General features: G+C 54.9%; 27 protein-coding genes and 1 tRNA gene. 13 read left to right on the top strand and 15 right to left on the bottom strand.

Annotated elements, in window-relative coordinates:
- Positions 1-10 precede the first annotated feature (10 nt).
- From E3E30_RS09455 to E3E30_RS09430, 6 genes are all read right to left on the bottom strand, one after another.
- Positions 11-865, bottom strand: a complete 855-nt coding sequence (locus E3E30_RS09455; RefSeq protein ID WP_167729344.1) for an ATP-dependent Clp protease proteolytic subunit — start codon at positions 863-865, stop codon at positions 11-13.
- Between the two features lie 47 nt (positions 866-912).
- Positions 913-1,857 (bottom strand): carbamate kinase, encoded by a 945-nt coding sequence (gene arcC / locus E3E30_RS09450; RefSeq protein WP_042692391.1) that lies wholly within the window; start codon positions 1,855-1,857, stop codon positions 913-915.
- 142 nt (positions 1,858-1,999) lie between these two features.
- A complete protein-coding gene (locus tag E3E30_RS09445) occupies positions 2,000-3,262 on the bottom strand; it encodes an NAD(P)/FAD-dependent oxidoreductase (protein ID WP_167729343.1) in 1,263 nt (420 codons plus the stop codon).
- Positions 3,263-3,307: 45 nt separating this feature from the next.
- Entirely contained in the window at positions 3,308-5,266 is a 1,959-nt protein-coding gene (gor, locus tag E3E30_RS09440; protein WP_167729414.1) for a glyceraldehyde-3-phosphate:ferredoxin oxidoreductase, read from the bottom strand.
- A 126-nt stretch (positions 5,267-5,392) separates the two neighbouring features.
- Entirely contained in the window at positions 5,393-6,520 is a 1,128-nt protein-coding gene (gene fbp, locus E3E30_RS09435; protein WP_042692382.1) for a fructose-1,6-bisphosphate aldolase/phosphatase, read from the bottom strand.
- A gap of 88 nt (positions 6,521-6,608) precedes the next feature.
- Entirely contained in the window at positions 6,609-6,845 is a 237-nt protein-coding gene (locus E3E30_RS09430; protein ID WP_042692379.1) for a hypothetical protein, read from the bottom strand.
- 93 nt (positions 6,846-6,938) lie between these two features.
- On the opposite strand from E3E30_RS09430, the gene E3E30_RS09425 reads away from it, so the two are divergent.
- Positions 6,939-7,078 (top strand) — tRNA-Trp (locus tag E3E30_RS09425).
- Between the two features lie 1,013 nt (positions 7,079-8,091).
- On the opposite strand, the gene E3E30_RS09420 is transcribed toward E3E30_RS09425, so the two are convergent.
- Both E3E30_RS09420 and gcvT read right to left on the bottom strand, forming a co-directional pair.
- On the bottom strand, positions 8,092-8,916 hold the full coding sequence (locus tag E3E30_RS09420) for a DMT family transporter (protein ID WP_167729342.1): 825 nt from the start codon (positions 8,914-8,916) through the stop codon (positions 8,092-8,094).
- A 126-nt stretch (positions 8,917-9,042) separates the two neighbouring features.
- Positions 9,043-10,239, bottom strand: a complete 1,197-nt coding sequence (gcvT, locus tag E3E30_RS09415) for a glycine cleavage system aminomethyltransferase GcvT (protein ID WP_167729413.1) — start codon at positions 10,237-10,239, stop codon at positions 9,043-9,045.
- 106 nt (positions 10,240-10,345) lie between these two features.
- Here gcvT and E3E30_RS09410 point away from each other — a divergent pair, with 106 nt between their 5' ends.
- On the top strand, positions 10,346-11,182 hold the full coding sequence (locus E3E30_RS09410; RefSeq protein ID WP_167729341.1) for a universal stress protein: 837 nt from the start codon (positions 10,346-10,348) through the stop codon (positions 11,180-11,182).
- 89 nt (positions 11,183-11,271) lie between these two features.
- Here E3E30_RS09410 and E3E30_RS09405 read toward each other — a convergent pair whose 3' ends face one another.
- Together E3E30_RS09405 and cutA are read right to left on the bottom strand one after the other, a co-directional pair.
- Positions 11,272-11,859, bottom strand: a complete 588-nt coding sequence (locus tag E3E30_RS09405) for a DUF99 family protein (RefSeq protein WP_167729340.1) — start codon at positions 11,857-11,859, stop codon at positions 11,272-11,274.
- Positions 11,856-12,170, bottom strand: a complete 315-nt coding sequence (cutA, locus tag E3E30_RS09400; protein WP_042692367.1) for a divalent-cation tolerance protein CutA — start codon at positions 12,168-12,170, stop codon at positions 11,856-11,858. Before cutA ends, E3E30_RS09405 begins: the two co-directional genes overlap by 4 nt.
- A 70-nt stretch (positions 12,171-12,240) precedes the next feature.
- On the opposite strand from cutA, the gene E3E30_RS09395 reads away from it, so the two are divergent.
- Positions 12,241-12,516 (top strand): acylphosphatase, encoded by a 276-nt coding sequence (locus E3E30_RS09395; RefSeq protein WP_042692365.1) that lies wholly within the window; start codon positions 12,241-12,243, stop codon positions 12,514-12,516.
- Here the strand turns inward: E3E30_RS09395 and E3E30_RS09390 are convergent.
- Positions 12,500-13,093, bottom strand: coding sequence for a regulator of amino acid metabolism, contains ACT domain protein (locus tag E3E30_RS09390; protein WP_042692362.1), 594 nt, complete (start codon positions 13,091-13,093; stop codon positions 12,500-12,502). The two genes, E3E30_RS09395 and E3E30_RS09390, sit on opposite strands and share 17 nt — an antisense overlap.
- Before the next feature lie 107 nt (positions 13,094-13,200).
- On the opposite strand from E3E30_RS09390, the gene E3E30_RS09385 reads away from it, so the two are divergent.
- From E3E30_RS09385 to E3E30_RS09370, 4 genes are all read left to right on the top strand, one after another.
- The gene (locus tag E3E30_RS09385; RefSeq protein WP_167729339.1) at positions 13,201-14,073 is read left to right on the top strand and encodes an ADP-dependent ribose-1-phosphate kinase; all 873 of its coding nucleotides are present in this window, start codon (positions 13,201-13,203) and stop codon (positions 14,071-14,073) included.
- An 80-nt stretch (positions 14,074-14,153) separates the two neighbouring features.
- Positions 14,154-14,441 carry a hypothetical protein gene (locus E3E30_RS09380; protein WP_042692357.1) on the top strand — a complete coding sequence of 96 codons (288 nt, stop codon included), beginning with the start codon at positions 14,154-14,156 and terminating at the stop codon, positions 14,439-14,441.
- Positions 14,442-14,567: 126 nt separating this feature from the next.
- A complete protein-coding gene (tfe, locus tag E3E30_RS09375; protein WP_042692355.1) occupies positions 14,568-15,107 on the top strand; it encodes a transcription factor E in 540 nt (179 codons plus the stop codon).
- Between the two features lie 42 nt (positions 15,108-15,149).
- A complete protein-coding gene (locus E3E30_RS09370) occupies positions 15,150-15,881 on the top strand; it encodes a DUF2110 family protein (protein ID WP_167729412.1) in 732 nt (243 codons plus the stop codon).
- On the opposite strand, the gene E3E30_RS09365 is transcribed toward E3E30_RS09370, so the two are convergent.
- From E3E30_RS09365 to E3E30_RS09355, 3 genes are all read right to left on the bottom strand, one after another.
- The gene (locus E3E30_RS09365) at positions 15,868-17,226 is read right to left on the bottom strand and encodes a hypothetical protein (RefSeq protein ID WP_167729338.1); all 1,359 of its coding nucleotides are present in this window, start codon (positions 17,224-17,226) and stop codon (positions 15,868-15,870) included. The two genes, E3E30_RS09370 and E3E30_RS09365, sit on opposite strands and share 14 nt — an antisense overlap.
- A gap of 129 nt (positions 17,227-17,355) precedes the next feature.
- A complete protein-coding gene (locus tag E3E30_RS09360; RefSeq protein WP_167729337.1) occupies positions 17,356-18,252 on the bottom strand; it encodes an Mrp/NBP35 family ATP-binding protein in 897 nt (298 codons plus the stop codon).
- A gap of 83 nt (positions 18,253-18,335) precedes the next feature.
- The gene (locus tag E3E30_RS09355) at positions 18,336-19,241 is read right to left on the bottom strand and encodes an AAA family ATPase (RefSeq protein WP_167729411.1); all 906 of its coding nucleotides are present in this window, start codon (positions 19,239-19,241) and stop codon (positions 18,336-18,338) included.
- 336 nt (positions 19,242-19,577) lie between these two features.
- Here E3E30_RS09355 and E3E30_RS09350 point away from each other — a divergent pair, with 336 nt between their 5' ends.
- Genes E3E30_RS09350 through E3E30_RS09325 form a run of 6 tightly spaced genes read left to right on the top strand, consistent with a single transcriptional unit; the run spans position 19,578 to position 24,662 of the window.
- Positions 19,578-20,183 (top strand): 4Fe-4S dicluster domain-containing protein, encoded by a 606-nt coding sequence (locus tag E3E30_RS09350; RefSeq protein WP_206205149.1) that lies wholly within the window; start codon positions 19,578-19,580, stop codon positions 20,181-20,183.
- Positions 20,180-22,150, top strand: a complete 1,971-nt coding sequence (gene cooS / locus E3E30_RS09345) for an anaerobic carbon-monoxide dehydrogenase catalytic subunit (RefSeq protein ID WP_167729335.1) — start codon at positions 20,180-20,182, stop codon at positions 22,148-22,150. Before E3E30_RS09350 ends, cooS begins: the two co-directional genes overlap by 4 nt.
- Positions 22,151-22,184: 34 nt before the next feature.
- Positions 22,185-22,592, top strand: a complete 408-nt coding sequence (locus E3E30_RS09340; protein WP_167729334.1) for a 4Fe-4S dicluster domain-containing protein — start codon at positions 22,185-22,187, stop codon at positions 22,590-22,592.
- Positions 22,589-23,641 (top strand): FAD-dependent oxidoreductase, encoded by a 1,053-nt coding sequence (locus tag E3E30_RS09335; RefSeq protein WP_099209293.1) that lies wholly within the window; start codon positions 22,589-22,591, stop codon positions 23,639-23,641. The genes E3E30_RS09340 and E3E30_RS09335 overlap by 4 nt, the downstream gene beginning before the upstream one ends.
- On the top strand, positions 23,641-24,165 hold the full coding sequence (locus E3E30_RS09330) for a 4Fe-4S dicluster domain-containing protein (protein WP_167729333.1): 525 nt from the start codon (positions 23,641-23,643) through the stop codon (positions 24,163-24,165). The genes E3E30_RS09335 and E3E30_RS09330 overlap by 1 nt, the downstream gene beginning before the upstream one ends.
- A gap of 26 nt (positions 24,166-24,191) precedes the next feature.
- A complete protein-coding gene (locus tag E3E30_RS09325; RefSeq protein WP_167729332.1) occupies positions 24,192-24,662 on the top strand; it encodes a hydrogenase maturation protease in 471 nt (156 codons plus the stop codon).
- Here E3E30_RS09325 and E3E30_RS09320 read toward each other — a convergent pair.
- The gene (locus tag E3E30_RS09320; RefSeq protein ID WP_099209296.1) at positions 24,659-25,204 is read right to left on the bottom strand and encodes a TATA-box-binding protein; all 546 of its coding nucleotides are present in this window, start codon (positions 25,202-25,204) and stop codon (positions 24,659-24,661) included. The genes E3E30_RS09325 and E3E30_RS09320 overlap by 4 nt on opposite strands.
- Positions 25,205-25,229: the final 25 nt, after the last annotated feature.

Here is a 25,229-nt window from a genome sequence, read left to right as displayed (position 1 = left end):
GGGAAGTAACTCACTTCGAGTTCTCGGCCTTCTGGGGATATGGCATGAACTCCACCGTTCCCCTCTGCCTCATCGGTTGCTTGTAGAGCTCCATGAGGGCGTAAACTTCCTCAGGAACGTCGGTGCTCACGTGGAGGCCGAGCTCCTTGGCGTGCTCGTAGGTAATCGGGTAGTCGTGCGTCCACCTGCCCTCGGTGAGTGTCTGTGCCAGCTCCCTGGCCTTCTCCTCGCCGTACCTGTCCTTGAGGAGGTTGTAGACGAAGTCACGAACCTGCTTTATGGCCTTTTCAGCCACGTCGGCAAGGATTAGCGTCTGGTCGTCCACCTTCTCAACGCCCTTCTTCTCGACGGCCCTGACTATGCTCGGTCCCGGATACTGGCCGAGCTGTGGGTCAACCGGACCGAGAACCGCGTGCGGGTCCATTATTATCTTGTCCGCCGCGAGGGCTATAAGCGTTCCACCGCTCATGGCATAGTGCGGGACTATCACGCGAGTCTCGGCAGGGTGGTCCTTAAGGGCCTTGGCTATCTGGGTCGCCGCGAGGACGAGTCCCCCTGGAGTGTGGATTATCAGGTCAATGGGCTTGTCCTTGGGGGCCATTCTGATAGCCCTGAGGATTTCCTCACTGTCTTCCATGCTGATGAAGCGGTAGAAGGGTATGCCGAAGAGCCCTATGCTCTCCTGCCTGTGAATCATCGTTATTACCGTCGAGCCCCTCTTGCGAGAGAGTTGCTGAAGTATCTTTGCTCTGGCCATTTGAAGGCTCCTGTACTGCATCTGAGGCCAGAGGAGCAGGTACAGGAAGAACAACCACCATATAAGCGAGCCGAAGAACCCGCTCGCGGCGCCTGCGGCATCCGTCATGCAATCACCCAATAGAAAAAGATGGAGAGGTATTTATAGGCTTTGGTTCAGCCCTTTACAACCTGGGTTCCGGTCTTCCCCTCGAGAGCCTCGACGGCCCTATCGAGCGAGGCTATGATTCCCCTCTCGCCGCCCCACTCGACGAACCTGATAACGGCTAAAACCTTCGGCCCCATGCTTCCCTTCTTGAAGTGGCCTTCCTCGTAGTACTTCCTCAGCTCCCCGACGGTAACCCTCTCAAGCCACTTCTCGTTCGGCTTCCCGAAGTTAATCGCGGCGCCGTTGACGTCGGTGAGAATCATGAAGATATCAGCCTTGACTTCCTCCGCCAGCTTCTCCCCGGCCAAATCCTTGTCTATGACCGCCTCGACGCCCTTCAGCCTTCCGTCCTCCTCCACAACTGGGACGCCACCGCCGCCGCTCGCGATGACTATGAAGCCCTTCTCCACCAGGTCCTGAATTACGGGGGCCTCGACGTGCCCCTTGGGGTCAGGGCTCGGCACCACCCTTCTCCAGCCCCTTCCAGCGTCCTCAACGACAACCCAGCCCTTCTCCTTCGCGAGCTTCTTTGCCGTTTCCTCGTCGTAGAAGGGCCCGACGGGCTTGCTCGGGTTCTGGAAGGCAGGGTCGTTTTTATCCACAAGCGTCTGGGTCACTATCGTCGCGACTGGCCTGTCTATACCGCGCGCGCGGAGCTCGTTGATTAGGGCCTGCTGTATCATGTAGCCAATCTGCCCCTGCGTCATCGCGCCAGCCACGTCCATCGGCTGTGCCGGTATGCCGTAAACCTGCTGGCCCGCGTCCATGTGGAGGAGCAGAGCACCGACCTGCGGGCCGTTTCCGTGTGTTATAACGACCTCGTAGCCCTTCTCTATTATATCCGCTATCTGTCTGGCGGTTTTTCTCACGTTCTCCATCTGCTCCTCGTAGGTTCCCTTCTGACCTCGCTGGAGGATTGCGTTACCGCCAAGGGCTATGACGACTCTCTTCATGAGCATCACCTCCTGGGATGAAGGATTCTGTGCCTGGGCATAAAAACGTTCGTTAGGCCCCAACGGTGTTCATTTGAAAAAGGTTCGGCGGGCGGGAAACTTACTTTGCAAACGTAAAGAAAAATCGTGGAAGGACTTTCCTTCACAAATACCATTCCGAAAAGCTTCCGAGACCGAGCCTCTCAAGCGTCCTCATCACGCCCAGCGCTATCCCCTCGACCTCTATCCCGCCGGGGGGCTTGTAGGCGTCGCCGACGACGTAGACATCTTTTATAGGAAAGTCCTCCACGACCTGACCGCTGGCAACCCTGTTCACTGGGTTTCCGTCAAGGTATGTCTGTATCAGAAGGATTTCGCCCTCGCTATCGAGGTTCGGGAAGATTTTGTAAACGTCCTCGATGCCCTTCCTCCGCTCGGCCTTGACGTTTTTACTCTGCAAAGCGTGGTGGAGCATTATCAGGGTGTAGCCCTCTTTAGCCAGCTCCGGGCTGAGCGAGGAGGGCTCGTTGTAGCCGTTTATCCTCTCTGTGTCAAGGGTAAACATGACGGTGTTGCCTATCCTCGGCTTCCCCTTCAAAGCCACGTTGTATTTAATGCCCTCGCTCGGCTTCAGCGAATCAACGCGCTTCAGGTAATCGCGGTCAAAACTGTCACGGCCTATCAACTCAACAGTTTCTTTGATTCCTGCGTTTGAGATGAGGACGTCGTAGGGAAACTCCTCGCCTTCGGCGGTGATGACCTTCTTTTCCTCAACATCAACTTCAACGACCCGCTTTCTCGTGAGCACTCTGCCCCCGTTCCGCTCGACGATTCCCGCGAGTTCATCGGTTACTGCACTGCAACCGCCCTTGATAAGTCCGGGTCCGCCCCACTTAAGTGCCGCTTTAATTTCCCTCGCCAGCTCTCCCGCGGGAACGTCCAAGACGCTGTCGGCCCAGCCGAGGAAGCTCTTGATGAAGAGGTCAACGAACTCGTTGTCGCCTATCTTTTCCCGAATCCACTCGCGCCCACTCATCTCGGCCTCTTCTCCCTCTGGGAGTTTGTTTCTCTTTACATCGAGAAGCAACTTCGTCGCTTTGGCCTTCTCGGTGAAGCTTAAGTACTTCCAGCCCTCGCGGTAGTGGAAGGTTCTACCTTCGTAGAAAATCATGCCCTTCGGGTTGGAGTTGACTATCTGGACTTTCGCACCGAGCAGTTTCAGGAGATGGGCTAGAGGCCCGTCCTCGCCGTGGGGGAGCATGTGGAAGGCACCGGTGGAGAGGCCGAAGCCCCTGTACGGAAGGTTCGCGAACCTGCCGCCGATTCTCGGGGACTTTTCGAGAACGGTAACCTCATATCCGTTCTTGGCGAGAAATGAAGCGGTTAAAAGTCCGCCGATGCCTGAGCCTATTACCACAGCCCTCATTCTACCACCGGGAAGAGAAGAGAGGGGGAATATAAAAGGGTGTCGTCAGAGCCTCCACTCAACCCCAAGAATCTCGCTGTAGGCTTCCAGGACTTTGCTCAGGTACTCCTTCGCAGTGCCGACCTTGTCGGCCTTGAACTTCTCGGCCCACTTTTCGTTTCCAAACTCCTCACTGCCAGCCGAAACGAGGTCTATGACGCGCATGCTGTCCCAGAAGACCGGGGTGTAGCCAGCTTTTCTTGCGTACTCGATGAGCCTCTTGAGCTGTCTCTTCGCGTGCTCCTCCATGTCGATGTTCTGGCCGTAGGCGTCCATGAAGAGCGCCTTCAAGACCGGCTTCATCCAGCCCCTGTGGAAGCGGCACCAGCCGACGTTGTCGTACCAGAACTCCCAGAGGGCCGAGGCGATTATCTTTTGGGCGAGCTCCTCGGGCTCAAGGAAGACGCCGAACTGGTAGAAGGTCCAGTAGCGACCCTGAATCGGGAGCGGTATGTAGTTGCCTATCGCCCAGTACATCGTGGGCGTCATCTCGCCGTCCTCGCCGAGTGGAGTGAAGACCGCGTAGTCCTTGAAGCTCTCGCCGTACTTGAGCCTGTCCTTGAAGCGCTCGTCGAAGATTACGCTCGCCTTCCTCTTGCCGAGACCGATTATTCTCGCTATCTCGTTCTCGCCGAAGGCTACGCGGTGGGCCAGTTCAGCAACGAGCCTGGCGTTGATTTCGCTCGCCTCGACAGGACGCTCGATTAAAGCTTCCTTCGTGAACTCTGGCTTGCCACTTAGGCCAACCTCCTCCGGCTTGAGGAGCCCGCGGTGGATAAGCTCAAGAACCCACGCGGCGGTTCCTCCGAACTCTATCGCGTCGAAGCCCATGGAGTCAACGGCTTTCACGCTTATGTCGCTGGCGCGGAGGCTTATGCTTCCGCTGAGCGGACCGTTGGCCTCGTAGGGCTCGTACTCGACGTGGTGGCCGTTGCGGTACTTCTTACAGACCACAGGACAGGGCTCGCCACAGGTCGTCCAGTTCTTGGGCTTTATTGCTTCCTCGTTGAAGGGCTCCCAGTAGTGCTTCATTATGTTCTCGTGGATTTTTATGCGCTCCTCCTTCGGAATGTAAGGCATCTGCCAGTTGAGTATCGGAACGAAGTCTCCCTCAGCCGGATAGTTTCCGCCGAAGGTTCCGCCGGTGTTGAGCTTGGGGTTGAAGCGGTACTTGGTGGTTTTCTCAGCAATAATCTCGTTGTAGGGCTTTTTGTGCACGCCCTCAACTATCCCCTTCGCCGTCCTGAAGTTCGAGATGTCCTCGCCCGGGAATTTCCTCTTCCTCGGCTTTCCGCCGAAGATTATTCCTATGACGTTGTGCGCCCTGAGCAGAACGCTTCCAGAGCCACCTCTAGCGGCCCAGTCCTCGCTACCGACGAGGCGCTGGCCCTTCCTCAATGCCTGGGAGAATATAGCGCCGTAGTTGGTGTTGAGGGCAGAAGGACCGACGACAGCTATGCGGTACTCGAAGTCAAAGCGCCCCCCGAACGTGTCTATTAGGTACTGGGTGAGGGCATAGACACCCTCCTCGCCCTTGTAGCCCCTCCATATCTCGATGACCTTTTCAAGCTCAATCTCGTGGAGCTCGACCCTAACGTTCTCGCCGTCGTTGTAGAGGAGAACCACGACGGGCTTCTCGGCCTTGCCCTCGAAGGTCACGAAGTCAACGCCGACGTTCTTGAAGGCGTAGGCGGCACCGCCCATCGCCGAGGGGAACAGCGTGCCGTAGAGGGGTGAGCGGAAGAAGAACATGAGCCTGTGTGCTCCAGGAAGAACCGAGCCGGCGAAGGGACCCATGCCCATTATAACGACGTTCCTCGGGTCGTACGGGTCAATGCTATGAGTCTCAAGGGTCTCGTGGAGCTCAAGACCGTAATCTATGACGCCGTAAATGCCATCTTTCTCGATTTCCTCGCTTTCAACTTTGTTCTCGTTGAGCTTTATATGTATGACAGTGAACTTCACGGCCACCACCCCTTTGTATCACTCTAAGTGTTAGGTCTCGCCAAAAGTTAATAAGGTTTTCCAAAAACATAAGAACTAACCCAATCGAGAAAAGTTAAACGGAAATGTTAATAGAAAAGGGAGGAATCACTCGATGTCCTCGAAGCGCTCCTCAAGCCTCTTCAGCACGCCCGGCAGGGTGGTGTACTCCATGTCCTCGAGCGGGAGCCTGTGGGGTTCGAACGGGCCGTGCCTGCGCATGTACTCGGTAATCTCAAGGGCCTTCTGGCGAGCGTAGTCATAGGCAGGGTCGTCGAAGAGGTCAACCGGGCCGACGAGCTTTCCTTCGGGGCTTATCTGCCAGCCGAGCGCGACAACCCTCGGCGGGCCGTCGAACCTGGTCGGGTTGGCGTAGTTCATCGGAACGGGCATTATCGGGCCGTTGTGGCTTCCCCTCATCCATCCGCTCACGAGGTGCGGGAAGGCGAAGGGCTCGAGGACCTCGCCAAGGGCGGGAAGTCCGCTCTGGGCCCTGACTATAGCGACCGGGTCGTCCTTACCGACGTATTCTCCAGCAATCTCGTAGAGCTTCTCGGTGCTGACAACAGCTACCGGCTCGTCCTTCGGAATCGGGTGGCCCTCCTTCGGGTAAACGCGCTTGATGACGTAGCGGCTCTTGGCACCGATGAGGGCGAGAAGGTCGTAGACCTCCTCAGGGGTGTTGAGGATTACCCTCTTGTGCTTGAGGATGTCCCAGACCTCGAAGCGGAAGCCCATGTGCATCTTGGGGTCAATGACGAGGCCAGCGGTGTTGAACGGGTCGGCGAACATCCTGAATATCGGCAGGTTAAACGCGCCAGGCTCGGTCTTGTCCATGTGGAAGGTCACTATCGGCTCGCTCTTCCTCAGCGTTATCTCCATCTCGGCAACGCCCGGGCCCATTCCGCGGACGTTTCCGCTGAAGGCGTCCTTGAGAAGGTCCTGTCCGGCGCCGTAGAGTCCGAGCTCCTTGGCGACCTTGGTTGCCTCCTCGAAGGCCTTCCAGGCGAGCCCGTGAACGTCGGGGCTGTCAACGCCCTTCTTGTGGGTCATGATGAGCTGAAGGTCATCGCCCGCGTAGGCCACGTAGAAGTCGATTATCGTCCCTTCCTCCTTGGCCTTGGCAAGGACTTCCTCCGCGGTTTCTATCAGCTGCGGGTGCACCCTGGAGTGCCCCGGCCAGCCACCTATGTCGGCCTTGATTACGCTAATCGTTATCTTTTCTCCAACGGCCATGGCAACCACCCGACGAGAATAGGGAGTTTTATGCTTATAAAACGTTAATATCACCATAAATGATACGGGGGGCCTAAAAGGAGAAAGGTCACTCGCAGATGTCTGTCCAGCCAAACTGCTCCTTGACGACCTTGATGAGGTTCTTGAGCTCGTCCTTCTTGATGTTGACGCTCGAGCTCGCGCCGACGAGGGCTATGATACCGTGAACCTCCTCCTGGAGCTGTATAACGTCGTCGTGGACTTTGACAACCCTGAGCTCCCTCCTAGCGGTCTCGTCCTCCCCAATCCTGAACTTGTCCTTTCCGATGACTATCGGCTCCTCCATCACCACCACCTCGGTAGATTTTTGTGTGTCAAGGTTAATAAAACTTCCGGGAGCAAAGTTTATAAACCTCCCATCGCTAAGGTTGAGACGGACGGGGGCGTGGTGTAGCCTGGTCCATCATCGCGGGCTCCAGAGGTATGAGGACTTGCGGGTTTGCTGATTGGGGATGAGCCTTTGGAGCTCTGACCCGGAGAAACCCGCGGACCGGGGTTCAAATCCCCGCGCCCCCACCATTGCAAACTTCGCCTGCGCGAAGTTTGACCAAGGTCCGTAGCTCCGTCTGGAATGCTATATTTCGAGTGATTTTTCTCCTCAGTTGGCAGTTTGGAGTGTGAGGACTTTTTAAATTGCTCCTTTTGTAGAGGTTTGCTTTTAAAATCGACGCCCGAAGGGCGTCAAGAAGAGAGCAAACACCATATAGGGCGCTGTTTTTGTGTTCTCCTTTGAAAAGCGCGATTTCGTGAGTAAAATCGATTTTATGGGGGTATTTGACGAGGAGCTACTAACTTTTGGTGAAGCTTTTTCCAAAAGCTTCAGCGCTGGCGGAAGAGCGAGTGCATGTTCTAAGATTTAACAATTGTAAAGTGGAGTTTCTTATTAACTTGCCCTTTGTTGAGTGTTTCACTCTCCAAACGGCGTCCTTCGGACGCCAAAACTAAGTTGAAACTAATCCTCAAGGTATCTTTGAAGTTAAACTCGTTTTAAAATCGCGCCTTAATTAGTGCACAACTGTCTTTTTGCCCGTTGGCGAGATAGGGCACTTTTTTGGTCAAGCTTTCTTAAAGCTTGCTCGCCTGCGCGACGTCGAGCTCTGCTCGACGCAAGGGACGACAGTCCCGCAGAGTTTGACCAAGGTTCGTGATTCTTCATTCAAAATAAATTCTAAGAGGTTTGCGCTTTTAAACGGCTATTTTCTTGAGAAAACTCCCTTTAAAAGGCCCTCAAGAGGGGGTTTTCTCTAAAAGCGCCCCTTTGGAGCGCGAGAAAAGGTAAACCCGCACGAGAGAGCTTCCAAAATTAGGGAATTCACAATCTACAAAAGCCGTTAAAAGTGCAAACCCCTCAAAACACCCTGTTAGAGGAATCACAAACTTTGATGAAACTTTGCGAAGGCAAAGTTTCTTTGGTGAAGCTTTTTCCAAAAGCTTCTTCGCCAGCCTTTCTTAAAGGCCGTTAAAAGCTTCAGGCCGTTCTCACTCGTTCAAACGTCCCCGACTGATAGCGAAAGATAAAGCCAGTTAAGCGCCTACTCCTCCCGTCCAAGGAGGATTCCCACCACTATCAGAATCAAGCCCAGAACGGTTGTCGGTTCTATCCTCTCACCGAGGATGAGGGAGATGAAGAGCAGACTAAGAAACGGCACTAAGTAAGCCAGGTTCGAGGCAAAGGCAACATCGCTCTCAACCGCGCGGTACCAGAGGAGGTAAGTAACGCCCATCTCGAACAGGCCGACGTAAACCGCGCCGGCAATGCCCTTCAGGGGAGGGGGTGAAAAGCCCGCGAAGGGCATCAGCAGGGAGGCGTAGAAGAGAGCAAAGGCGAAGTTCCAGAACATCTTCTCCTCAAGCCTCCTGCCGTCCCGAACGTTCAGGAGCCAGTAGGCGGCCCAGATTAGGGCGCTCCCGAGACCGAGGGCATCCCCGATTGGATTCGAGAAGCCGAGGGATAGGACGTTGCCCCTGGTTGCAACAATAAGGGCACCGAGAAAGCCAAGAAAGAGGCCAAATAATGTCTTCAGGGCAAGTTTTCTCTTAAGCAGGGGGCCGGAAAGCAGAACGAGCGCCAGGGGCCAGGTGTAGTTGAGCGCCTGCGCCTCCTGGGCGGGAAGAAGGTCGTAGGCCGAGAAGAGGACGGTGTAGTAGAGGAGGAGTACGAGGCCAAGGTAAGCGGAGCGCAGGTTTTCTCTGGAGGGCCTGAAGCTCCGGAAGTAGAGGGCACCGTAGAGAACGAGCGACGTCAGAAAGGCCCAGAAGAGGAGCTGGAGAGGGCTCATGTAGCGGAGCGAGAGCTTGAAAGCACTTGCAACCGTTGACCAGAGGAGAACGGCACCGACGGCGTGTTTTTTGGACATGGCATTAACTCATTATTTGGGGAATATAAATTCAGCGATTTTAGTCCCCTAATAAAATTTGGTTCTGCCCCCAGGACCAGGTAACAGTACCGTTACCTAATAAGGGTTTGGAGAAAAAGGAAAGAATCACTCCTCCCTGAAGAGGCCGTACTTCTTGGGGTCGTAGAACGGCGGTGCAACTGTTACGGCCTTCTTGGGCTTGCCCCTGATTTCCACCTCGATTTCGAGGCCGGGTTTGGCGTACTCCTCCTTCACGAAGGCTATTCCAATTCCTATGCCGAGGAGCGGCGAGAGCGTTCCGCTCGTGACCTCACCAATGACCTCGCCGTTGGCCAGAACCCTGTAGCCCTCCCTCGGGATTCCCCTGTCGACCATCTTGAAGTGAACGAGCTTCCTTCCCAAACCGCGCTCCTTCTGCTTGAGGAGGGCGTCTTTACCTATGAACTCCTTGTCCCAGAATATCGCGAAGTCGAGGTTGGCCTGGAGCGGGGTGACTTCGTCGATGTCCGTGCTGAGGAGCTGTAACTCTTTCGTCTCGTTGCCGTAGAGCGTGTAGCCGGCCTCAAGCCTGAGCGTGTCCCTTGCTCCGAGTCCGGCCGGCCTTATGCCGTACTTCTCGCCCTCCTCAAGGATTCTCTCCCAGACGTGAAGGGCCTTCTCCGGTTTACCCCTCTTCTCCGGGTCGGGGTGGTAGGGGTTCGCATCTTCGATGTAGACCTCGAAGCCGTTCTCGCCGGTGTAACCGCTCCTTGAGAGGAGCATCTTTATTCCGTCGAGCTCGACCCACCTGGCCTGGAACCACCACATCTCGTTGATGTCTATGCCAAAGAGGTCCTTCGCTAAATCCCTCGCCTTTGGTCCCTGGACGGCGAACATGGCTATGTCGTACGTTTTGAGCTCAATCTCAAGGTCGAGCTTGGTAAACTGCTCAACCGTACCCTTGAGGTATGTGAACCATGCGTAGAGCTTCTCGAAAGCGTCGCTGTCGCATATCATCAGGTACTCGTCGTTCCCCATGTTGAAGACGAGGGTCTCGTCTTTAATGGCTCCCCTCTCGTTGAGGACGAGCGTGTAGGTTCCGCTTATGGCGGGGGGCTTGCTTATGTCGTTGGTCGTGACGTACTGGAGGAACTTGAGGGCATCCTTCCCGCGGAAGACTATCTCGCCCATGTGGGAGGTGTCAAAAACGCCGACCGCGTTCCTGACGGCGAGGTGTTCATCCTTTATGCTCGAGTACCAGATTGGCATCTCCCAGCCCGCGAACTCCTCGATTTTCTTGGCGTGCTCCTTATGCCAGTCGAAGAGGTGCACCCTTTTGACCATGGCAATCACCGCTCAAACTTGGACCTGAACGTTATAACACTTTCCAAAGGGCCCATCGCAACGATAATAAACATTGACGAACAGAATTATACTTGGGTGAACCAAAATGTTCGAGAGAATCCTCTACCCGACCGACTTCTCAGACGTATCGCTCCACGCCCTCAGGCACTGCATCCCCAAACTCTTCGAGCTCGGTGCCAAGGAGCTCCACCTCCTCCACGTCATCGACATAACCGTTGCGGAGCTTGAGGCGTTCGAGCTTGAAGAAATCTACCGCGAGAAGCTTGAGAAGCTCGCCGAGGAGATGCGAGAGAGGGGAATCAACGCCAAGGCCGACGTGAGGGTGGGAATCCCATCGCTCGAGATAGCGGAGGCGAGCGAGGAAGCCGGGGTTGACCTCGTCGTGACTCCGAGCGTCGGCGAGAACATATGGAGGCAGATGTTCATGGGGAGCACCGCCTCAAACCTCGCGAGGGCCACCAAGAGGCCGGTCCTCCTGCTCAAGTACGTCAAGAAGGACGACTCCTACGAGCTGGCCGTTGACTGCTCCGAGCTCTTCAAGAAGCCTCTGGTTGCAGTAGACTTCTCAAAGTGCTCAATCAAGATAGTCAAGACCGTCCGGAAGTTCGAGGAGCTCATAGAGCGGGAAATACTTCTGCACTCGGTTGACTACGGCAAGGTCGACGAGCTGGAGCACAACATTGAGGTGGCGAAGGCGAACCTCGAGAAGACGGCCAAGGGGGTCAAAGCCGACTTCGAGCTTGAGGTCATGGTCGGAACCGCCAGCCAGGCGATAATAGGGACGGCACTGGCGAAAAATGCAACGCTCATAGTCATCGGTAAGAAGGGCAGGAGCATTCTCAAGGATTTGATACTCGGTAGCACGGCGGAGAGAGTCATGCGGGACTCGAAACTCCCTGTCCTCCTCGTCCCGTGCGAATAGCCTCAGACTGGAACGGCTTCCTCATCAACTCGGTAGCTACCCTGTTGCCATCATCGGCTGTCCTTCCCTATTTTTCCGGCCTTATAAAGCTACTCCTTCGTGCTTTCTCCTGTCATGAAGGCGCTCGCCATTATGTGCGCCAGGCGGAGTGGTTCCGGAATCAGGCCGGTCTTCGTGGTTACCCTGACGACCTCGAATGCCACATCGGGAGAAACGCCGAGTGCCTGGACGTAGAGCTTTCTGGGAATCATCTCGAAGAGCGGGGGAGCCTTCCTCAGGAGTTCAACCCGTTCCTTCCAGTCCGGGAAGTGCTTCTTAAGCGCGAGCTCCATGGCGTTTAAATCGGGCCTCTTCCTCACGACCACTATCACCGGAAGGCCAGTCTCGCGGTGAAGTCTTTCGAGGTCAACGACGTTGAAGCCCCCGTAGGTTATCCCCTTGAGGAGGATTACTCTCAAATCCTTGAAGCGGGACCGGTTTACGGCATCAATCAGCTTCTCGGTGGCGTCGGTTCCGTCGACGGTTATCCACCTCGATACCGCGCCGACGACCTCTCTTGAGCCCTTCATGACGACCCCGAAGAGAACCGTCTTTCTTCTTTCGAGCTTGGAAGAAAAGGAGAACGTCCCGTCGTCGAAGCCAACGACCCTTATCTCGGGCTTCACCTTGCGAATCATCCGAACAGCACCCTCGCCATCCACTCCGAGTACTCCCTGTTGAGCTTGTCGAGGTCAATTCTCGCTATCAGCGGGACCTCGTAGGGGTGGAGCTCCCTCAGCGCGTCCCTCAAAGCCTTCCACCGGCTCACCTCGGTCTTTAGGAGCACTCCAATCTCTTTGCCCTCCTCTATTTTTCCTTCCCACCAGTACATCGCCTCGTGCTCCCTCATGTTGGCGCAGACTATGAGCTTCCTCTCAAGGAGTTCTCTGACGACTTTCCTGGCGCTCTCCCAGTCCGGGAAGGTCGTGTAAACGAATATCGCCTCCATAGGGCACCCCAAGGAGAGTAGGGCAAGTAAAGCTTAAATCCCTTGTGGAGAAATCGAAACGGGATGGTGTATGAGGAAGGTTAGGGCGCACCTTAGGATATACGGGCGCGTTCAGGGGGTCGGCTTCCGCTGGAGCATGCAGAGGGAAGCGAAGAAGCTCGGGGTTTCCGGCTGGGTCAGAAACCTGCCGGACGGTAGCGTTGAGGCAGTCGTCGAGGGCGAGGAAGAGAGGGTCGAGGCGCTGATAGGCTGGGCCCACCAGGGGCCGCCACTCGCCAGGGTAACGCGCGTCGAGGTTAAATGGGAAGAACCGGAGGGGCTGGAGGGCTTCAAGGTCGTTGGTTGATTGCCTCAAGGAGAACCCTCTTGGGGCAGTACTTGACCTCACAGTAGTTGCAGACCAGCTTTTCCTTCTCCTTCTCCGGCGTGTGGAGTATGAGCCTCTGGAAGCCGTGGATGTCCTTTATTCTCGCGAAGGTCTCGACAGGAAGCGTTCCGTCGATGACGATGAATATCTTGCTCGTTTCCTCCCTCAGGTTCCTGCCGAAGACTTCCATAACCGGGACGTTGCTCTCCGCGAGAATCCGCATAACTTCGGCAAAGGCCCCCTGGTAGTCCCCCTTTTCAACGTCAATCTCGAGCACTTCCCAGCCCATGAGCGGGGCGACGTCTATCAAGCTGGGGAGTGGGTTGAGACGCTCGAAGATGAGCTTTAGCGGGTAGGTCTTCTCGATGTACTCGATTGTGTGGTAGATTATCTTCCTGTTGACGCCTATTGCCCTGGCGAGCTCGCTTATCGGGACCTCAACGTTCTTGAGGTAGATTTTACCGTTCCGCACGCTCAGGCCGTTCTCGAAGAGGAACTCGGCGACCTTCCTCCTGGCGGGATAGTTCTTGAAGTAGGCCTCAAGTATGAGCATCATCTTTGTTCACCTCTTACTCATACCTGGGTAGAAATGGATATTTAAATCTTTCCCCGGACAAAGGTTATAACTTCAAACGTCGTATTCGGAACTCTGGAGGTGGTGGAATGCTCGACGTAATCGGCATGGGAAACCTCAACTACGACATAATCTTCCTGCTCGACCGCTTTCCCGAGTTTCACGAGAAGGTCGTCTCCAGGGAGGCCCACTTCGGCCTCGGCGGTGCGGCAGGGAACACGATAAGCTGGCTCGCAACGTTCGGCCTGAAGACCGGCTTCATCGGGACTGTTGGAAGGGACGAGATAGGAGAAGCCCACCTGAAGTACTTCGAAAGGCTCGGCGTCGACACCTCGGGAATAGACGTCGTTGATGTCCCATCGGGAGTGGCCGTTGCGATGGTTCACGGCGACGACAAGAGGATAGTCAAGCACCTTGGAGCCAACTCGCTCAGGAAGTTCAAGCCCGAGTACGCAAAGAAAGCCAGATTCCTGCACCTCTCCTCAAATCCCCCAGAGCTCATCGAGGAAGCAGTCCGCTTCGCCAACGCCAGCGGAATTCCGATTTCGGTAGACATCGGAGAGGCCACTCTACCAAGGGAAGTGGAGGGCATGGTTGACTACCTCCTCATGAACGAGGACGAGTACAGGAGGAAGTACGGCTCGCTCGACACTTCCCTCAGCAACGCGAAAAATTTAATAATAACGCTCAACGGTGGCGGGGCGATAGTTCGCGAGGGGGATGAAACCTTTGAGGTTCGCGGGCTGAGCGCGAAGGTTGTTGACAGCACTGGGGCTGGAGACTCCTTCGACGCGGGCGTAATCTACGGAATCCTGAAGGGATGGTCGCTCAGGGATTCGGCAAAGCTCGGCATGCTCCTGGCGTATCTCACCGTCCAGAAGGTAGGCGCGAGGAGCGCGATAGTTCCGCTCGATGAAGTCATCAAACTGTCAAAGGAGCTAGGCCTCGATTTGCCTTGGTAACGAAAGTTCTCGAGTTGGAAAACCTTAAAAATTCGGGTTTCAAAAAAGGTTAGGGAGCCGGAAGAGCGGAGGTGAGCCCTTTGGAAATAGTGATTGACAACTTCAAGCCAAAGATAACAAGGCCCTTCAAGAGGAAGAACGAGTACTGGGTCAAGCTCATCCTTCCCGAGGGAGAGGAGTACATAATGAAGTTCAAGAGCCCCCTTGAGGCGGAAGACGCCATCTACGGCATGCTCGACGACCTTCAGGTTTACGGGGGTAAGGTGAAGCTCAAGCTCCGTGAGGGAAACGTCATCGAGGATATTGAGGTTCTCGAACTCTACAAGCCGTCCGCGAAGGAACTCCTCAACGAGTACTTCAACGACTAACGTCCTTTTCTGTTCATTATAGTTGTCGTTTTGACAGGAAACTTATATATATCCCCGCACCCAATATTTCTATTGGGGTCTATCCGTTTAGGTGACCGTTAATCAAATCGTGTGGAGGTCGTCCCAGTGGCAAGACGGAAGAACAAGGAGCTCATCGAAATCGCAATGGACATAGGCGGTGAGGAGGCCGTTGAGGTAGTCAAAGCCCTCGAGAAGATGAAAGAGGCGACCGATGAAGAGCTTGCCGAGAAGACTGGAATCAGGGTTAATACCGTCAGGAGGATTCTCTACCAGCTCAACGACCAGGGTCTGGCGGACTTCAAGAGAATCCGCGACCCTGAGACCGGGTGGTATTACTACTACTGGCGCCTTGAGACCAAGAGACTGCCCGAGATAATAAAGGCCCGAAAGATGGCCGAGCTGAAGAGGCTCAAGGAGATGCTCGAGGAAGAGACCAGCGAGATTTACTACTGGTGTGGCGAGGAGGGCCATCCGAGGCTAACCTTCGACGAGGCGATGGAGTACGAGTTCCAGTGCCCGATATGCGGTAAGATGCTCATGCAGTACGACAACAGTCGAATTGTTGAGGAGCTCAAGAAGCGCATAGAGGAACTCGAAATCGAGCTCGGCCTGAGGAAGAAGCCGAGGAAGAAAAAGAGCGGTTAAATAAACGGAATGGGCTCTTAATGAACTTCGGGGATGGTGAAGATGGAAGAAGTGGTTATTCTTGAGAAGGTTTACGGGGACAGGAGTGGTTTTGACAAGCTCCACAGGAAGCTCCGCTCCCTTCTGGGGGATTTGGAGGTCGAGTGGAAGCTCTCAGCAACGACCAAGAACTGGGTCAAGGTCAGCCTCAGCGGTGAGGACGAGGAAATCAGCGCGAACCTCGTTAGAGAAGAGTTCGGCGAGGTTCCCTACAGCCTCAAGAACGTCGAAGTCGGAAAGACCTACAAGGGACGCTTCATAGACCTCGGCAAAGTCGGCTACGGCGCCTACGTTGACATTGGAATCTTCAAACCGAAGCCCAAGGACGCGCTGATTCCGCTCTACTACCTCAAGAAAACCTTCGGGGACATGCCGGTAAGGCAGATGATTCGGGAGTTCGGCTGGGTGGACAACCTGCCCGTCGAGGTCGAGGTGACGGACGTCGAGTTTGGAGCCAGGGAAGTGGAGTTAGCCTTCAGCGACGCCCAGCTGAAGAGGATTAAGGAGTGGCTGAGCGACGGCTACGACAAGCTCTTCATAACGGGGACGATAAGCGAGAAGGTCGAGGAGGCACTCATCAAGACGGGCCACGGCAGGGACGTCAAGAGAATGGAGGAGCTCGGCCTAATGGAAACCCTACTCGTCCTCAAGAAGGGAACCCAGGCCCCTGGAATCATCAAGGCAATCGGCCCGCACCTTAAGGGAGCCGTCTTCGGCGCAATCAAGTTTGAATGACCGAATGAACGAGCCTGACGGCAAGTATCGAAACGAGGGTCAGCGCGTAGGGGAAGAAACCGCCCACGAAGGGGGCAATCAGAAGGAACGCCAGCGTCGACAGGGTTATGAAGGCCGTCGGGCCCCTCCACCTTATTCTTCTCAGCCCTGTTAACAGGGCGTAGACCACTATGACGAGCCCAAGGAGGGACTGAAGGATGAAGTTCTCGACGAAGCCGGGATGGGGCTGAAAGCTCGTCCACTTCGACAGCCAGTCGAAGCCGTAAACCCTGCACAGGGCCCAGAAGCCTGCCCACACGAGGACGAGGTAGGAGGAGTTCCTGAGCTTCCTGCCGGGGTACGTCAGGGCGAAGAACAGAGGGAAGAGCAGAAGGTACGGGTTGAAGATGGACGCGAGGAGCGTGGCGCCGGCCAGGGCCAGTATCTCCAGGGTTCTCCGCGAACCGGGGACGAAAGAGGAGTTTGTGGCTATCGCAATCGAGAGTAACGTCAAAACGAGTCCGGGCAGGGCAGTTCCAACCGTAGCAACCTGGGAGCGGAAGAGCGGTGCCGAGAAAACGAGCCCGAAGGCTATGAAGCCGAGCGCCCTCTCACGCCTGGGGGCGACGTAGAAGAAGAGTCCAGCCAGGGTTAGAAGGAAAAGCCAGTGGGCCAGCCAAAGGTTCTCGTCCGTGGGGGAAACTATGGAGAGGAGGTGCCCAACGAGGGCCAGTAACGGGGAGGATGGAACTGCACCCGCGGAAACGGACAGGGCCCGTGAGAAGAACTCAAGGAAGTTGCTTGGCAGAACGGGCGTTTCCGATAGGGTGAACCAGACGAAGATGAGGGACGCACCGAGAAGGAAGAACCTAGCGGAGTAGCTCCGGTCCTTCCTTAAACTCAATCCAAACAGGAGAACCATAACAAACGCCAGAATCGCAAAGACACCGAGGGCACTTCGGGAGGGAACCCAAATCTCCGAGAAGGCGTCGTGGGTGAGGTAAATGTTGTCCTCGCTTCCGGTGACGAAGAGGGTGTTGTTGACGACGATTACCATGGGAGAAAGCGAGGCACTCTCGGGAAGACCCGTCAGGTTCCAAAGCCTCTTCATCTCAGGGTTCTCGTAGACGTTTCCGACGAGAACGAGCGTGCCGTTCCCGTGCTCAAGGACTTCACCGAGTTTGGCGTCAACGTAGCGGGCCCAGCCCTTTGCCCAGTAATCCCTGCCCGGAACGACGCGATAAGTGGTGCTGGAGTGCAAAAAGTGCTCGAAGCTTTCTTTATCCGGATAATAGCTAACCCCACCGGCCGAAACGAGCGGTGAAACGAGCAGGAGGAGCAAAATCAAAGCCAAAGCCCTTCTCATCCTCTCCCCGGGATAGGTAGGGGAAGGGGTTAAAAAGCTTAACGTAGCCTGGTCCAGCGCGGCCCCATCGCAGCGGCTCCCGCCGGCCTGAGCCGCGCCCGGGAAAGAATGAGTAGAAGGAGTTAAAAATCACTCGGTTTTCTCTTTGCTCTCCTCTCCCTTGAGCTCCTCGAGCTTCTTCACGAGCTTATCGGCGAGCTCCATGAAGGCCCTAGCGGCGGGGGTATCTCCATAGAGGACTATTGGAATGCCGGCATCGCTTGCCTCCCTCGCCTTGAGGTCTATCGGAACCTCACCGAGGAAGTCAACGCCCTCCTTCTCGGCGAGCTTCCTGCCTCCACCCTTGCCGAAGAGGTCAATCTCGTTTCCGCAGTGCGGGCAGATGAGGTAGCTCATGTTCTCAACGACGGCTATGTAGGGAACCTCCATCTTCTTCATCATGTTGACGGCCTTGCCGGTGTCGAGAAGGGCAACCTCCTGGGGGGTCGTGACGATGACGGCGGCGTCGAGCTGGACGTTCTGAACGACGGTGAGGATTTCGTCACCGGTTCCGGGCGGGAAGTCGATTATCATGAAGTCGAGCTCGCCCCACTTGACGTCGCCGAGGAGTTGTTTGATGGCCTTGGTGACGAGGGCGCCGCGCCAGATTATCGGCTGGTCCTCCGGAACGAGGAAGCCCATGCTCATGACCTTGATGGGCGTTATCTGACCCATGAAGTCGGCCATCGGCGGGAGCATCTCGAAGCGACCGTCTTCCAGCCTCTCCGCCAGAACGTCGGCCTTGTCAACGCCGAGCATCTTTGCAACGTTCGGCCCGTGTATGTCCGCGTCGAGCAGGCCGACGTAGTAGCCCTTCTTCGCAAGCGCGGCCGCGAGGTTCACCGCGACGGTGCTCTTTCCAACGCCACCCTTACCGCTGAGAACCGCTATCTTGTACTTCCACTTCTTCTGCTTCTCCTTTATCCTCTCCGTGAGCGGGTCAGCGCCCAGACCGCCTATGTTGAGGGTCGGAGCCTTAATCGTCATCTTACACCACCGACGAGAATAGTTCGGTGAACTTAAAAACCTTTGTCCCAAAAAGGGTAAGATTGGTCAGAATTGTGCAATATTCACTCGGCGTACTTCAACAGTATCTCCTTCAGCTCGAGGGCTTTTATGTAAGTTGGAGACTCCGGATTCCCGAGTATGGCCTCAATTTCCGGGTCGTACTCTTCCACGAGCTCATCGTACGGGATTATCGTTTTTGTCGTGAAATCGTTGAATCCAAGCTCGTCGAGTATCCTCTCGACCTTCTCAATCTGACTTTCCTTCTTTACTTTGTTTATCACGAGGTGGACATACTTAATGCCGAGCTGTCTCGCGAGCTTTGCGGCATCAACCGCCACCTGAACGGAGTTGTAAGTTGGCTCTGTGAGAACAACGGCCTGCTTGAAGCCCTTGGCCAAAGCCCTTCCAAAGTGTTCAAGACCCGCCTGAGTATCCATGAGAATTATCTCACCTTTCCTCAGGTTGATGTACTTAACAACCGCATCAAGGAGAGCGTTTTCAGGACAGAGACAGCCGGCGGCGGCCTGAACAACGCTTCCCATGACGAGGAGCATGACTCCATCGGGCCCAACAACACCGAACCTATCAACCACGTCCCGTACATCTGGGGTCAACGAGAAGTACAGCCCCCAGTTAGTTCCGGGTCGCGCCCCAGTTTTTTCCTCGATGTAGTCAAGGTTCTTGTTGAGAGGAACTATTTTATCCCTGATTTCCTTGGGAACACCGAGTGCGTGTGCAAGGTTCATCTGAGGGTCCTCATCAACTGCTAAAACGCGATAGCCGTCGCGTGCGAGTAGTCTTGCGAGAAGGGCGGTCATTGTAGTCTTACCCACACCCCCCTTGCCGGTGATTACAACTCTGAACCCCTCTTCCGGGGCCTGCTTTTTGGTTCGTTCTCGCAACTCTTCAGCTATCTGAAATAGCTTTTTTCGTCTTTCGTCTTCAACCGATTTGAGGGGCTTTCCCATAAGCAACACCAAAAAATTTGAAAAACCCAACGTATAAATGCTTTTAGGTTCGAATTTAAAACTATTAGAATGGGCAGAATTGTGGACTGTAGGGAACATAATTGGATAATATTGTATCTAATTGTTCATACGAACATTTCTGTTCAAAGGTGCATAACTAAAAGTTTCAAACCTTAGGATAACTTATCCGTATGACTATTCAGTCATAAGAACCAAATCTCATTACACAAAGATATGGAACTAAAGTGTAACAATTTGAATTACAAATTCACGGTTTTAAGTTGAAATGGAAACCCATTTATATACAAATTTGTTACATAAGCTTCGGTGATTCCTATGCCACCTGATTCAAAGCCTACAATTTTCATAAACCCAGCAAAGTGCATAGGCTGCCGGCACTGTGAAATAGCGTGTGCAGTGGAGCACTCACAGAGCAAGGACCTGTTCTCAGCGATATTCGAGAATCCGCTACCGAAGCCGAGGATACACGTTCTCCCCATGGGAGCATACAACGTTCCCATGAACTGCCGGCACTGTGAAAACGCACCCTGTATGGAGGTCTGCCCGACCGGGGCGATTTTCAAGGACGAAGATGGCGCCGTTCTCGTCGATGTGGACAAGTGCATCGGTTGCAAGATGTGTGCGATAGTCTGTCCCTTCGGTATCCCGGAGTTCGACGCCCTCAACGGCGTGATGTTCAAGTGCGACATGTGCCCCGACAGAAGAGCCGAAGGAAGGCCCCCAGCCTGTGTTGAGGCCTGTAAGACCGGCGCACTTATGTTCGGAACCATAGACGAGGTGGTCTCAAAGGTCAGGAAGGAGACCGCCGAGAAGATAATCAAGCTGAAAGAGGGCGAATACGGGGAGGAATACAACGGTTGGGACCTGTTTAGGTCTTTTCAGGCCGAGGTTATTCGGATTAATGAGGGGGAGTCGAAATGAAGAAGTATAAGGAAGTATCGATAGACCCCACCACCCAGAAGATGTACGAACGCGCCCAAGAGCTGGGCATTGAAACCGTCTGGGAGAGGCTCGAGAAACAGCAACCCCAGTGCGGTTACGGTCTGCTTGGAATCTGCTGTAGGAACTGTATGATGGGACCGTGTAGGATTAATCCCTTCGGCGGAGAGCCCAAGAGAGGCGTCTGCGGTGCCGACGCCGATACAATCGTTGCCAGAAACCTCCTTAGAATGATAGCGGCCGGTGCAGCTGCACACAGCGACCACGGGAGGCATGTTGCTTTAACGCTCCTCGTCGCGGCCGAGATGGCCGAGAAGTTCAAGAAGGAAGGAAAGCCCGTCCTTGAGCTCGACAACATGGTCTCGAACACCCTGCCCTACCAGGTCAGAGACCCCGAGAAGCTCAAGGCGGTTGCGAAGAGGCTCGGAATCGAAACCGAGGGCAAGAGCATAAGGGAGCTCGCCAAGGAGGTAGCAGAGGTAGCTCTCAGGGACTTCGGAAAGCAGGACGAGGAACCGTTGGAATTTCTCAAGGCATACCTCAACCCGAAGACCTACGAGATGCTTGAAAAAGCCGCCGAAAAGGCCGGGATGCCGTGGTTTGAGAAGGGCGTCCTCCCGAGGAGCATAGACAGGGAGATAGTTGAGAGCCTCCACAGGACACACATCGGAACAGACCACGACCCGGTGAGCATACTCCTCCACGGACTCAAGACGGCCCTCGGCGACGCCTGGGGTGGCTCGCTCATAGCAACTGAACTCCAGGACGTCCTCTTCGGCACACCGAAGGTCATAAAGGCCGAGGCCAACCTCGGCGTCCTGAAGGAGGACTACGTCAACATAGTCGTCCACGGCCACGAGCCGGTTCTCTCGGAGAAGATAGTCGAGGCGGCCCAGGACCCCGAGCTGATAGAGCTCGCCCAGAAGCTTGGAGCCAAGGGCATAAACGTCGTCGGAATGTGCTGTACCGGCCTTGAGGTCCTCATGAGGCACGGAATTCCGATAGCGGGCAACTTCCTCCAGCAGGAGATGGCCATCGTTACAGGTGCCGTCGAGGCCATGGTCGTTGACGTGCAGTGTATAATGCCCGCAACGGTCGACGTCGCGAGGTGCTTCCACACCAAGATAATAGACACGAGCCCGATAGCGACGTTCCCAGGGGCAATTCACATCAAGTTCGACGAGAGGAGGGCCGACGAGATAGCGAAGGAAATCGTCAGGACTGCAGTCGAGAACTTCCCGAACAGGTCGAAGCAGAGGGTCGAGATACCGAAGGAAAAGATGTCGGGCTACGTCGGCTTCAGCGTCGAGGCCATACTCGAGCACTTTGGAGGCTCCCTCAAGCCCATCGAGGAAGCCATCGTTGAGGGCAAGATAAAGGGCGTCGCCGGCCTCGTCGGCTGTAACAACCCGAAGGTGAAGCAGGACCACAACCACATAAAGATAGCCAACGAGCTCATGAAGAGGGACGTCCTCCTCATTGGAACAGGTTGCTGGGCCACCGCGGCGATGAAGTACGGCATCTTCCTGCCCGAGTACGCAGACACAGAGAACGTCGGGCCCGGCCTGAGGGAGTTCGCCAAGGAGTGGGGCATTCCCCCGGCGCTCAACATGGGCTCGTGCGTTGACTGTACGAGAATGCTCGTCCTGGCCGACCTCATAGCGAGGGACCTCAATGTGCCCATCTCGGCACTGCCGGTCGTTGGTTCGGCACCTGAGGCAATGACCGAGAAGGCGGTCTCAATAGGAACCTACTTCGTCGCCAGCGGAATAACAACTCACCTTGGCGTCGTTCCGCCGGTTCTCGGCGGGCCCAAGGTCGTGAAGATTCTTACGCAGGATCTCTACGACATCGTTGGAGCGGCCTTCATAGTGGAGCCAGACCCGTACAAGGCAGCAAAGCTGATGTACGAGCACATCATGAAGAAGAGGAAAGAGCTTGGAATTTGATTTCTCCTTTCTCCACTCTTTTTGAGGTGATACCATGGAGGAGGAATTCGAGGGGGTTAAAGCCGACGCCTGCATCGGCTGTGGACTCTGCGCTCAGGTGTGTCCACACAACGCGATATTCGTTATGGATAACGATAAACGGGTCGTTTCCTTCCACCCAGAACTCTGTGGGGAGTGCAACTACGAGTGCAACAGTATCTGTCCCACTCAGGCAATCAAAGGGAAGCCCACGAGAATTGACCTTGAATTTGAATACGCCCACTGTCAGGTCTGCGGTAAAAAGCTCGACTACACGGTCAAGACCGCGGAGTTTCTTTACCGCAAACTCGGAAAGTTCTACGATTACCCAGAGATTGTGTTCATGTGCGACAGGTGCAAGCACGAGCGCGTTAAGGAGTTCCCGAGCGAGTACCTGAAGTTCTTCGGGGGGATGCTCAAATGAGGGGCATGAAGTTTTCGTTTCTCTGCAGGAGCAAACCGGAGAAAACCGGCAAACGGGTGGCGATAATCGGGGCCGGCCCCGCGGGATTGACTGCCGCCGGTTACCTCGTCTGTAAGGGTCATGACGTTGATATCTACGATAAAATGCCGGAACCCGGCGGGCTCATGCTCTTCGTTATCCCGGAGTTCAGGATTCCGGTTGAGAGGGTTCGCCTCGGAGCTAAAGAGCTTGAGGAAGAGTTTGAGGTAACATACTATCCAAAAACGAAGGTCATGGAAGGTGAGAGACAGGACGAGGGCGACGAGTTCTACGAGAGGGTTGTCAAGCTGAGCGAGCTGAAGGAAAAGTACGACGCGGTGCTCATAGCGACGGGGATATGGAACGTCAGGAGGATAGGAATTCCCGGAGACGACCTCGAGGGCATACTCTCGCCTCTCGAGCTCCTCTTCTGGATAAAGGGGCACGAGCTCGGCTACGTTCCAAAGGAGAAGGTTCCCGATTTAAAGGACAAGAAGGTCGGCATCATAGGAGCCGGTTTGACGGCGGTCGATGTTGCCTTCGAGTGCAACCGCCTCGGAGCCGAGGTTGAGATATTTTACCGCAGGACGATAAGGGAAGCTCCGGCGGGAGCCTACGAGATAAACATTTTGAGAAACAGGGGAGTTAAATGGTTCGAGCTCGTAACACCGAAGCGCGTTATAGGTGAGAACGGCAGGGTTAAAGCCATCGAGCTCCTGAGGACGAGGCTCGGTGAACCGGACGAAACCGGAAGGAGGAGACCCATTCCCATTCCAGGCTCCGAGTTTCAGGTCGAGCTCGACTACCTCGTCTTCGCCATAGGAATGGTTTCAACTCCACCAGTGAACGGGGGTTACATCGCCACTGACAGGAGGGGAAGGATAGTCGTTGACTCAAGGCACATGACGAGCGCCGAGGGAATCTTCGCGGCCGGCGACGTCGTCAACGGCCCGACGAAAGTCGGCAGGGCCATAAAGGACGGCCTGTACACGGCGGTTTCAATAGACAAATGGCTCAGGGGGGAGCTCTGATGGAGCGGAAGTACCTCTACCTCGACTACCTCACCTGCATCGGCTGTGAGACCTGTGAAACCGTCTGTGCATTCATTCACGATGGCAATCCCAACATCAGGATTTACGTGACCGAGAACAAGCAGTACGTCCCGATAAACTGCAAGCACTGCGACGATGCTCCCTGTCTCAGGGTCTGCCCCACCCACGCGATATACCGCGACGAGGACGGTGCAGTTAGAATCCACGAGGAGAAGTGCATCGGTTGTCTAGCCTGCCTGCAGGTCTGCCCCTACGGCGTTCCATTCTACAGCCTCAAGGTGAAGGCGATAACCAAGTGCGACATGTGCGCCGACAGACGCGAGGAGGGACTCGAGCCGGCCTGCGCCCTTATGTGCCCGGCAGAGGCGATTCAGTACGGCCCGCTTGAGATTGTCCTCGAACTCGTTAAGGAGAGGCGCGCCAAGAACATTCCGGAGCACCAGCGCGAGCTAAGCGATGAGGAGCTGAAGAGGAGCGTTACTTCCGGCTACTCCGTTCTCTGACACCTTTTTGTTTCGGTGGTGTGAAAATGGAAAGGATAGGGCTGAGTGACGTTATCGGGAACGCAAGGAGAGTAGTCCTGTGGGGAATAGGAAACGAAAAGCGGGGCGACTACGGCTTCGGGGCCTATCTTGCTGAGGCCCTTATGATAGCCATTAGAAACCCGAACTTCCTCGTCCTCAACTGCAGGGAGGTTCCGGAGAGCCAGGCCGGGGTCACGGTTAGATTTGCCCCTGAGCTTCTTATCATCGCAGTCCCCCTCGAGCTCGGTGAGGAACCAGGAAAGCTCGTCGTTGCCGAGCCCTGGGAGGCCATTGAAGACGTTCCCGAGGAGTTCAGACCGCAACTTGAGGTCACCCTGAGGCACGTGAGCGAGCTCTTACCTGACACTAAAATATTGCTTCTCGGCTGCCAGCCAGGAAGTGAAAAAACAATAACACTCAATATTAAAGAGTGCGTTGAAAATCTGGCGCTTGGAATATCAGCTTTGTACCTTTAGCTGGAGATTAAGCCGTATCGCTCCAAGTCATTTTTTAAGCGGTCAACTGCTTTTTTGATATCTTCCTCCGTCTTTGCCCCAGAAACGACAATTTTTCCACTATTGAATATAAGGATAGTCATTGAAGAATCTCTCACCCTGTAAACAACACCGGGGAATATCTCAGGCTCGTACTCAACGTTTGGAAGGGTTAGTGCGATTTCCTCAAGCTCGACGTTTCCAAGACCTATATCACCCGCGGCCACAATGTTCTCAATTTTAATAGATGGACTTCCTTCAAACTTCATTCCCAGAGATTCAAGCATATGCCTGAGATACAGGACTGCGGTTTCTATCGTTTTAACGTCTCTGGCTCCGGTGCATACCAAGCGTCCGGAGTAGAATATCAAAAAAGTAACCTCCGGTGATTGCATTCTGTAAGCGGCTCCCGGAAAAGTTCTGGGGTTATACTTAATTGGAGCGAGATTTTTTACCACGAGGTTCATATCTATGGGGCCATGCAGGTCAATCGATGCCACGATATTCTCAATTTCGAGTGTCATTTAATCCACCAAGAGTTGACTAAAG

It is taken from the genome of Thermococcus sp. 9N3, assembly GCF_012027685.1.
In the GTDB taxonomy this organism is placed as follows: Archaea; Methanobacteriota_B; Thermococci; order Thermococcales; family Thermococcaceae; genus Thermococcus; species Thermococcus nautili.
This window is presented reverse-complemented; position numbering and strand designations above follow the sequence as displayed.

Bases quoted from the DNA above. Each gene is read 5' to 3' on its own strand.
- E3E30_RS09455 (WP_167729344.1), bottom strand. From the start codon at position 865: ATGACGGATGCCGCAGGCGCCGCGAGCGGGTTCTTCGGCTCGCTTATA.
- arcC (WP_042692391.1), bottom strand. From the start codon at position 1,857: ATGAAGAGAGTCGTCATAGCCCTTGGCGGTAACGCAATCCTCCAGCGA.
- E3E30_RS09445 (WP_167729343.1), bottom strand. From the start codon at position 3,262: ATGAGGGCTGTGGTAATAGGCTCAGGCATCGGCGGACTTTTAACCGCT.
- fbp (WP_042692382.1), bottom strand. From the start codon at position 6,520: ATGGCCGTTGGAGAAAAGATAACGATTAGCGTAATCAAGGCCGACATA.
- E3E30_RS09430 (WP_042692379.1), bottom strand. From the start codon at position 6,845: ATGGAGGAGCCGATAGTCATCGGAAAGGACAAGTTCAGGATTGGGGAG.
- E3E30_RS09420 (WP_167729342.1), bottom strand. From the start codon at position 8,916: ATGTCCAAAAAACACGCCGTCGGTGCCGTTCTCCTCTGGTCAACGGTT.
- gcvT (WP_167729413.1), bottom strand. From the start codon at position 10,239: ATGGTCAAAAGGGTGCACCTCTTCGACTGGCATAAGGAGCACGCCAAG.
- E3E30_RS09410 (WP_167729341.1), top strand. From the start codon at position 10,346: ATGTTCGAGAGAATCCTCTACCCGACCGACTTCTCAGACGTATCGCTC.
- E3E30_RS09405 (WP_167729340.1), bottom strand. From the start codon at position 11,859: ATGATTCGCAAGGTGAAGCCCGAGATAAGGGTCGTTGGCTTCGACGAC.
- cutA (WP_042692367.1), bottom strand. From the start codon at position 12,170: ATGGAGGCGATATTCGTTTACACGACCTTCCCGGACTGGGAGAGCGCC.
- E3E30_RS09395 (WP_042692365.1), top strand. From the start codon at position 12,241: ATGAGGAAGGTTAGGGCGCACCTTAGGATATACGGGCGCGTTCAGGGG.
- E3E30_RS09390 (WP_042692362.1), bottom strand. From the start codon at position 13,093: ATGATGCTCATACTTGAGGCCTACTTCAAGAACTATCCCGCCAGGAGG.
- E3E30_RS09385 (WP_167729339.1), top strand. From the start codon at position 13,201: ATGCTCGACGTAATCGGCATGGGAAACCTCAACTACGACATAATCTTC.
- E3E30_RS09370 (WP_167729412.1), top strand. From the start codon at position 15,150: ATGGAAGAAGTGGTTATTCTTGAGAAGGTTTACGGGGACAGGAGTGGT.
- E3E30_RS09365 (WP_167729338.1), bottom strand. From the start codon at position 17,226: ATGAGAAGGGCTTTGGCTTTGATTTTGCTCCTCCTGCTCGTTTCACCG.
- E3E30_RS09360 (WP_167729337.1), bottom strand. From the start codon at position 18,252: ATGACGATTAAGGCTCCGACCCTCAACATAGGCGGTCTGGGCGCTGAC.
- E3E30_RS09355 (WP_167729411.1), bottom strand. From the start codon at position 19,241: ATGGGAAAGCCCCTCAAATCGGTTGAAGACGAAAGACGAAAAAAGCTA.
- E3E30_RS09350 (WP_206205149.1), top strand. From the start codon at position 19,578: ATGCCACCTGATTCAAAGCCTACAATTTTCATAAACCCAGCAAAGTGC.
- cooS (WP_167729335.1), top strand. From the start codon at position 20,180: ATGAAGAAGTATAAGGAAGTATCGATAGACCCCACCACCCAGAAGATG.
- E3E30_RS09340 (WP_167729334.1), top strand. From the start codon at position 22,185: ATGGAGGAGGAATTCGAGGGGGTTAAAGCCGACGCCTGCATCGGCTGT.
- E3E30_RS09335 (WP_099209293.1), top strand. From the start codon at position 22,589: ATGAGGGGCATGAAGTTTTCGTTTCTCTGCAGGAGCAAACCGGAGAAA.
- E3E30_RS09330 (WP_167729333.1), top strand. From the start codon at position 23,641: ATGGAGCGGAAGTACCTCTACCTCGACTACCTCACCTGCATCGGCTGT.
- E3E30_RS09325 (WP_167729332.1), top strand. From the start codon at position 24,192: ATGGAAAGGATAGGGCTGAGTGACGTTATCGGGAACGCAAGGAGAGTA.
- E3E30_RS09320 (WP_099209296.1), bottom strand. From the start codon at position 25,204: ATGACACTCGAAATTGAGAATATCGTGGCATCGATTGACCTGCATGGC.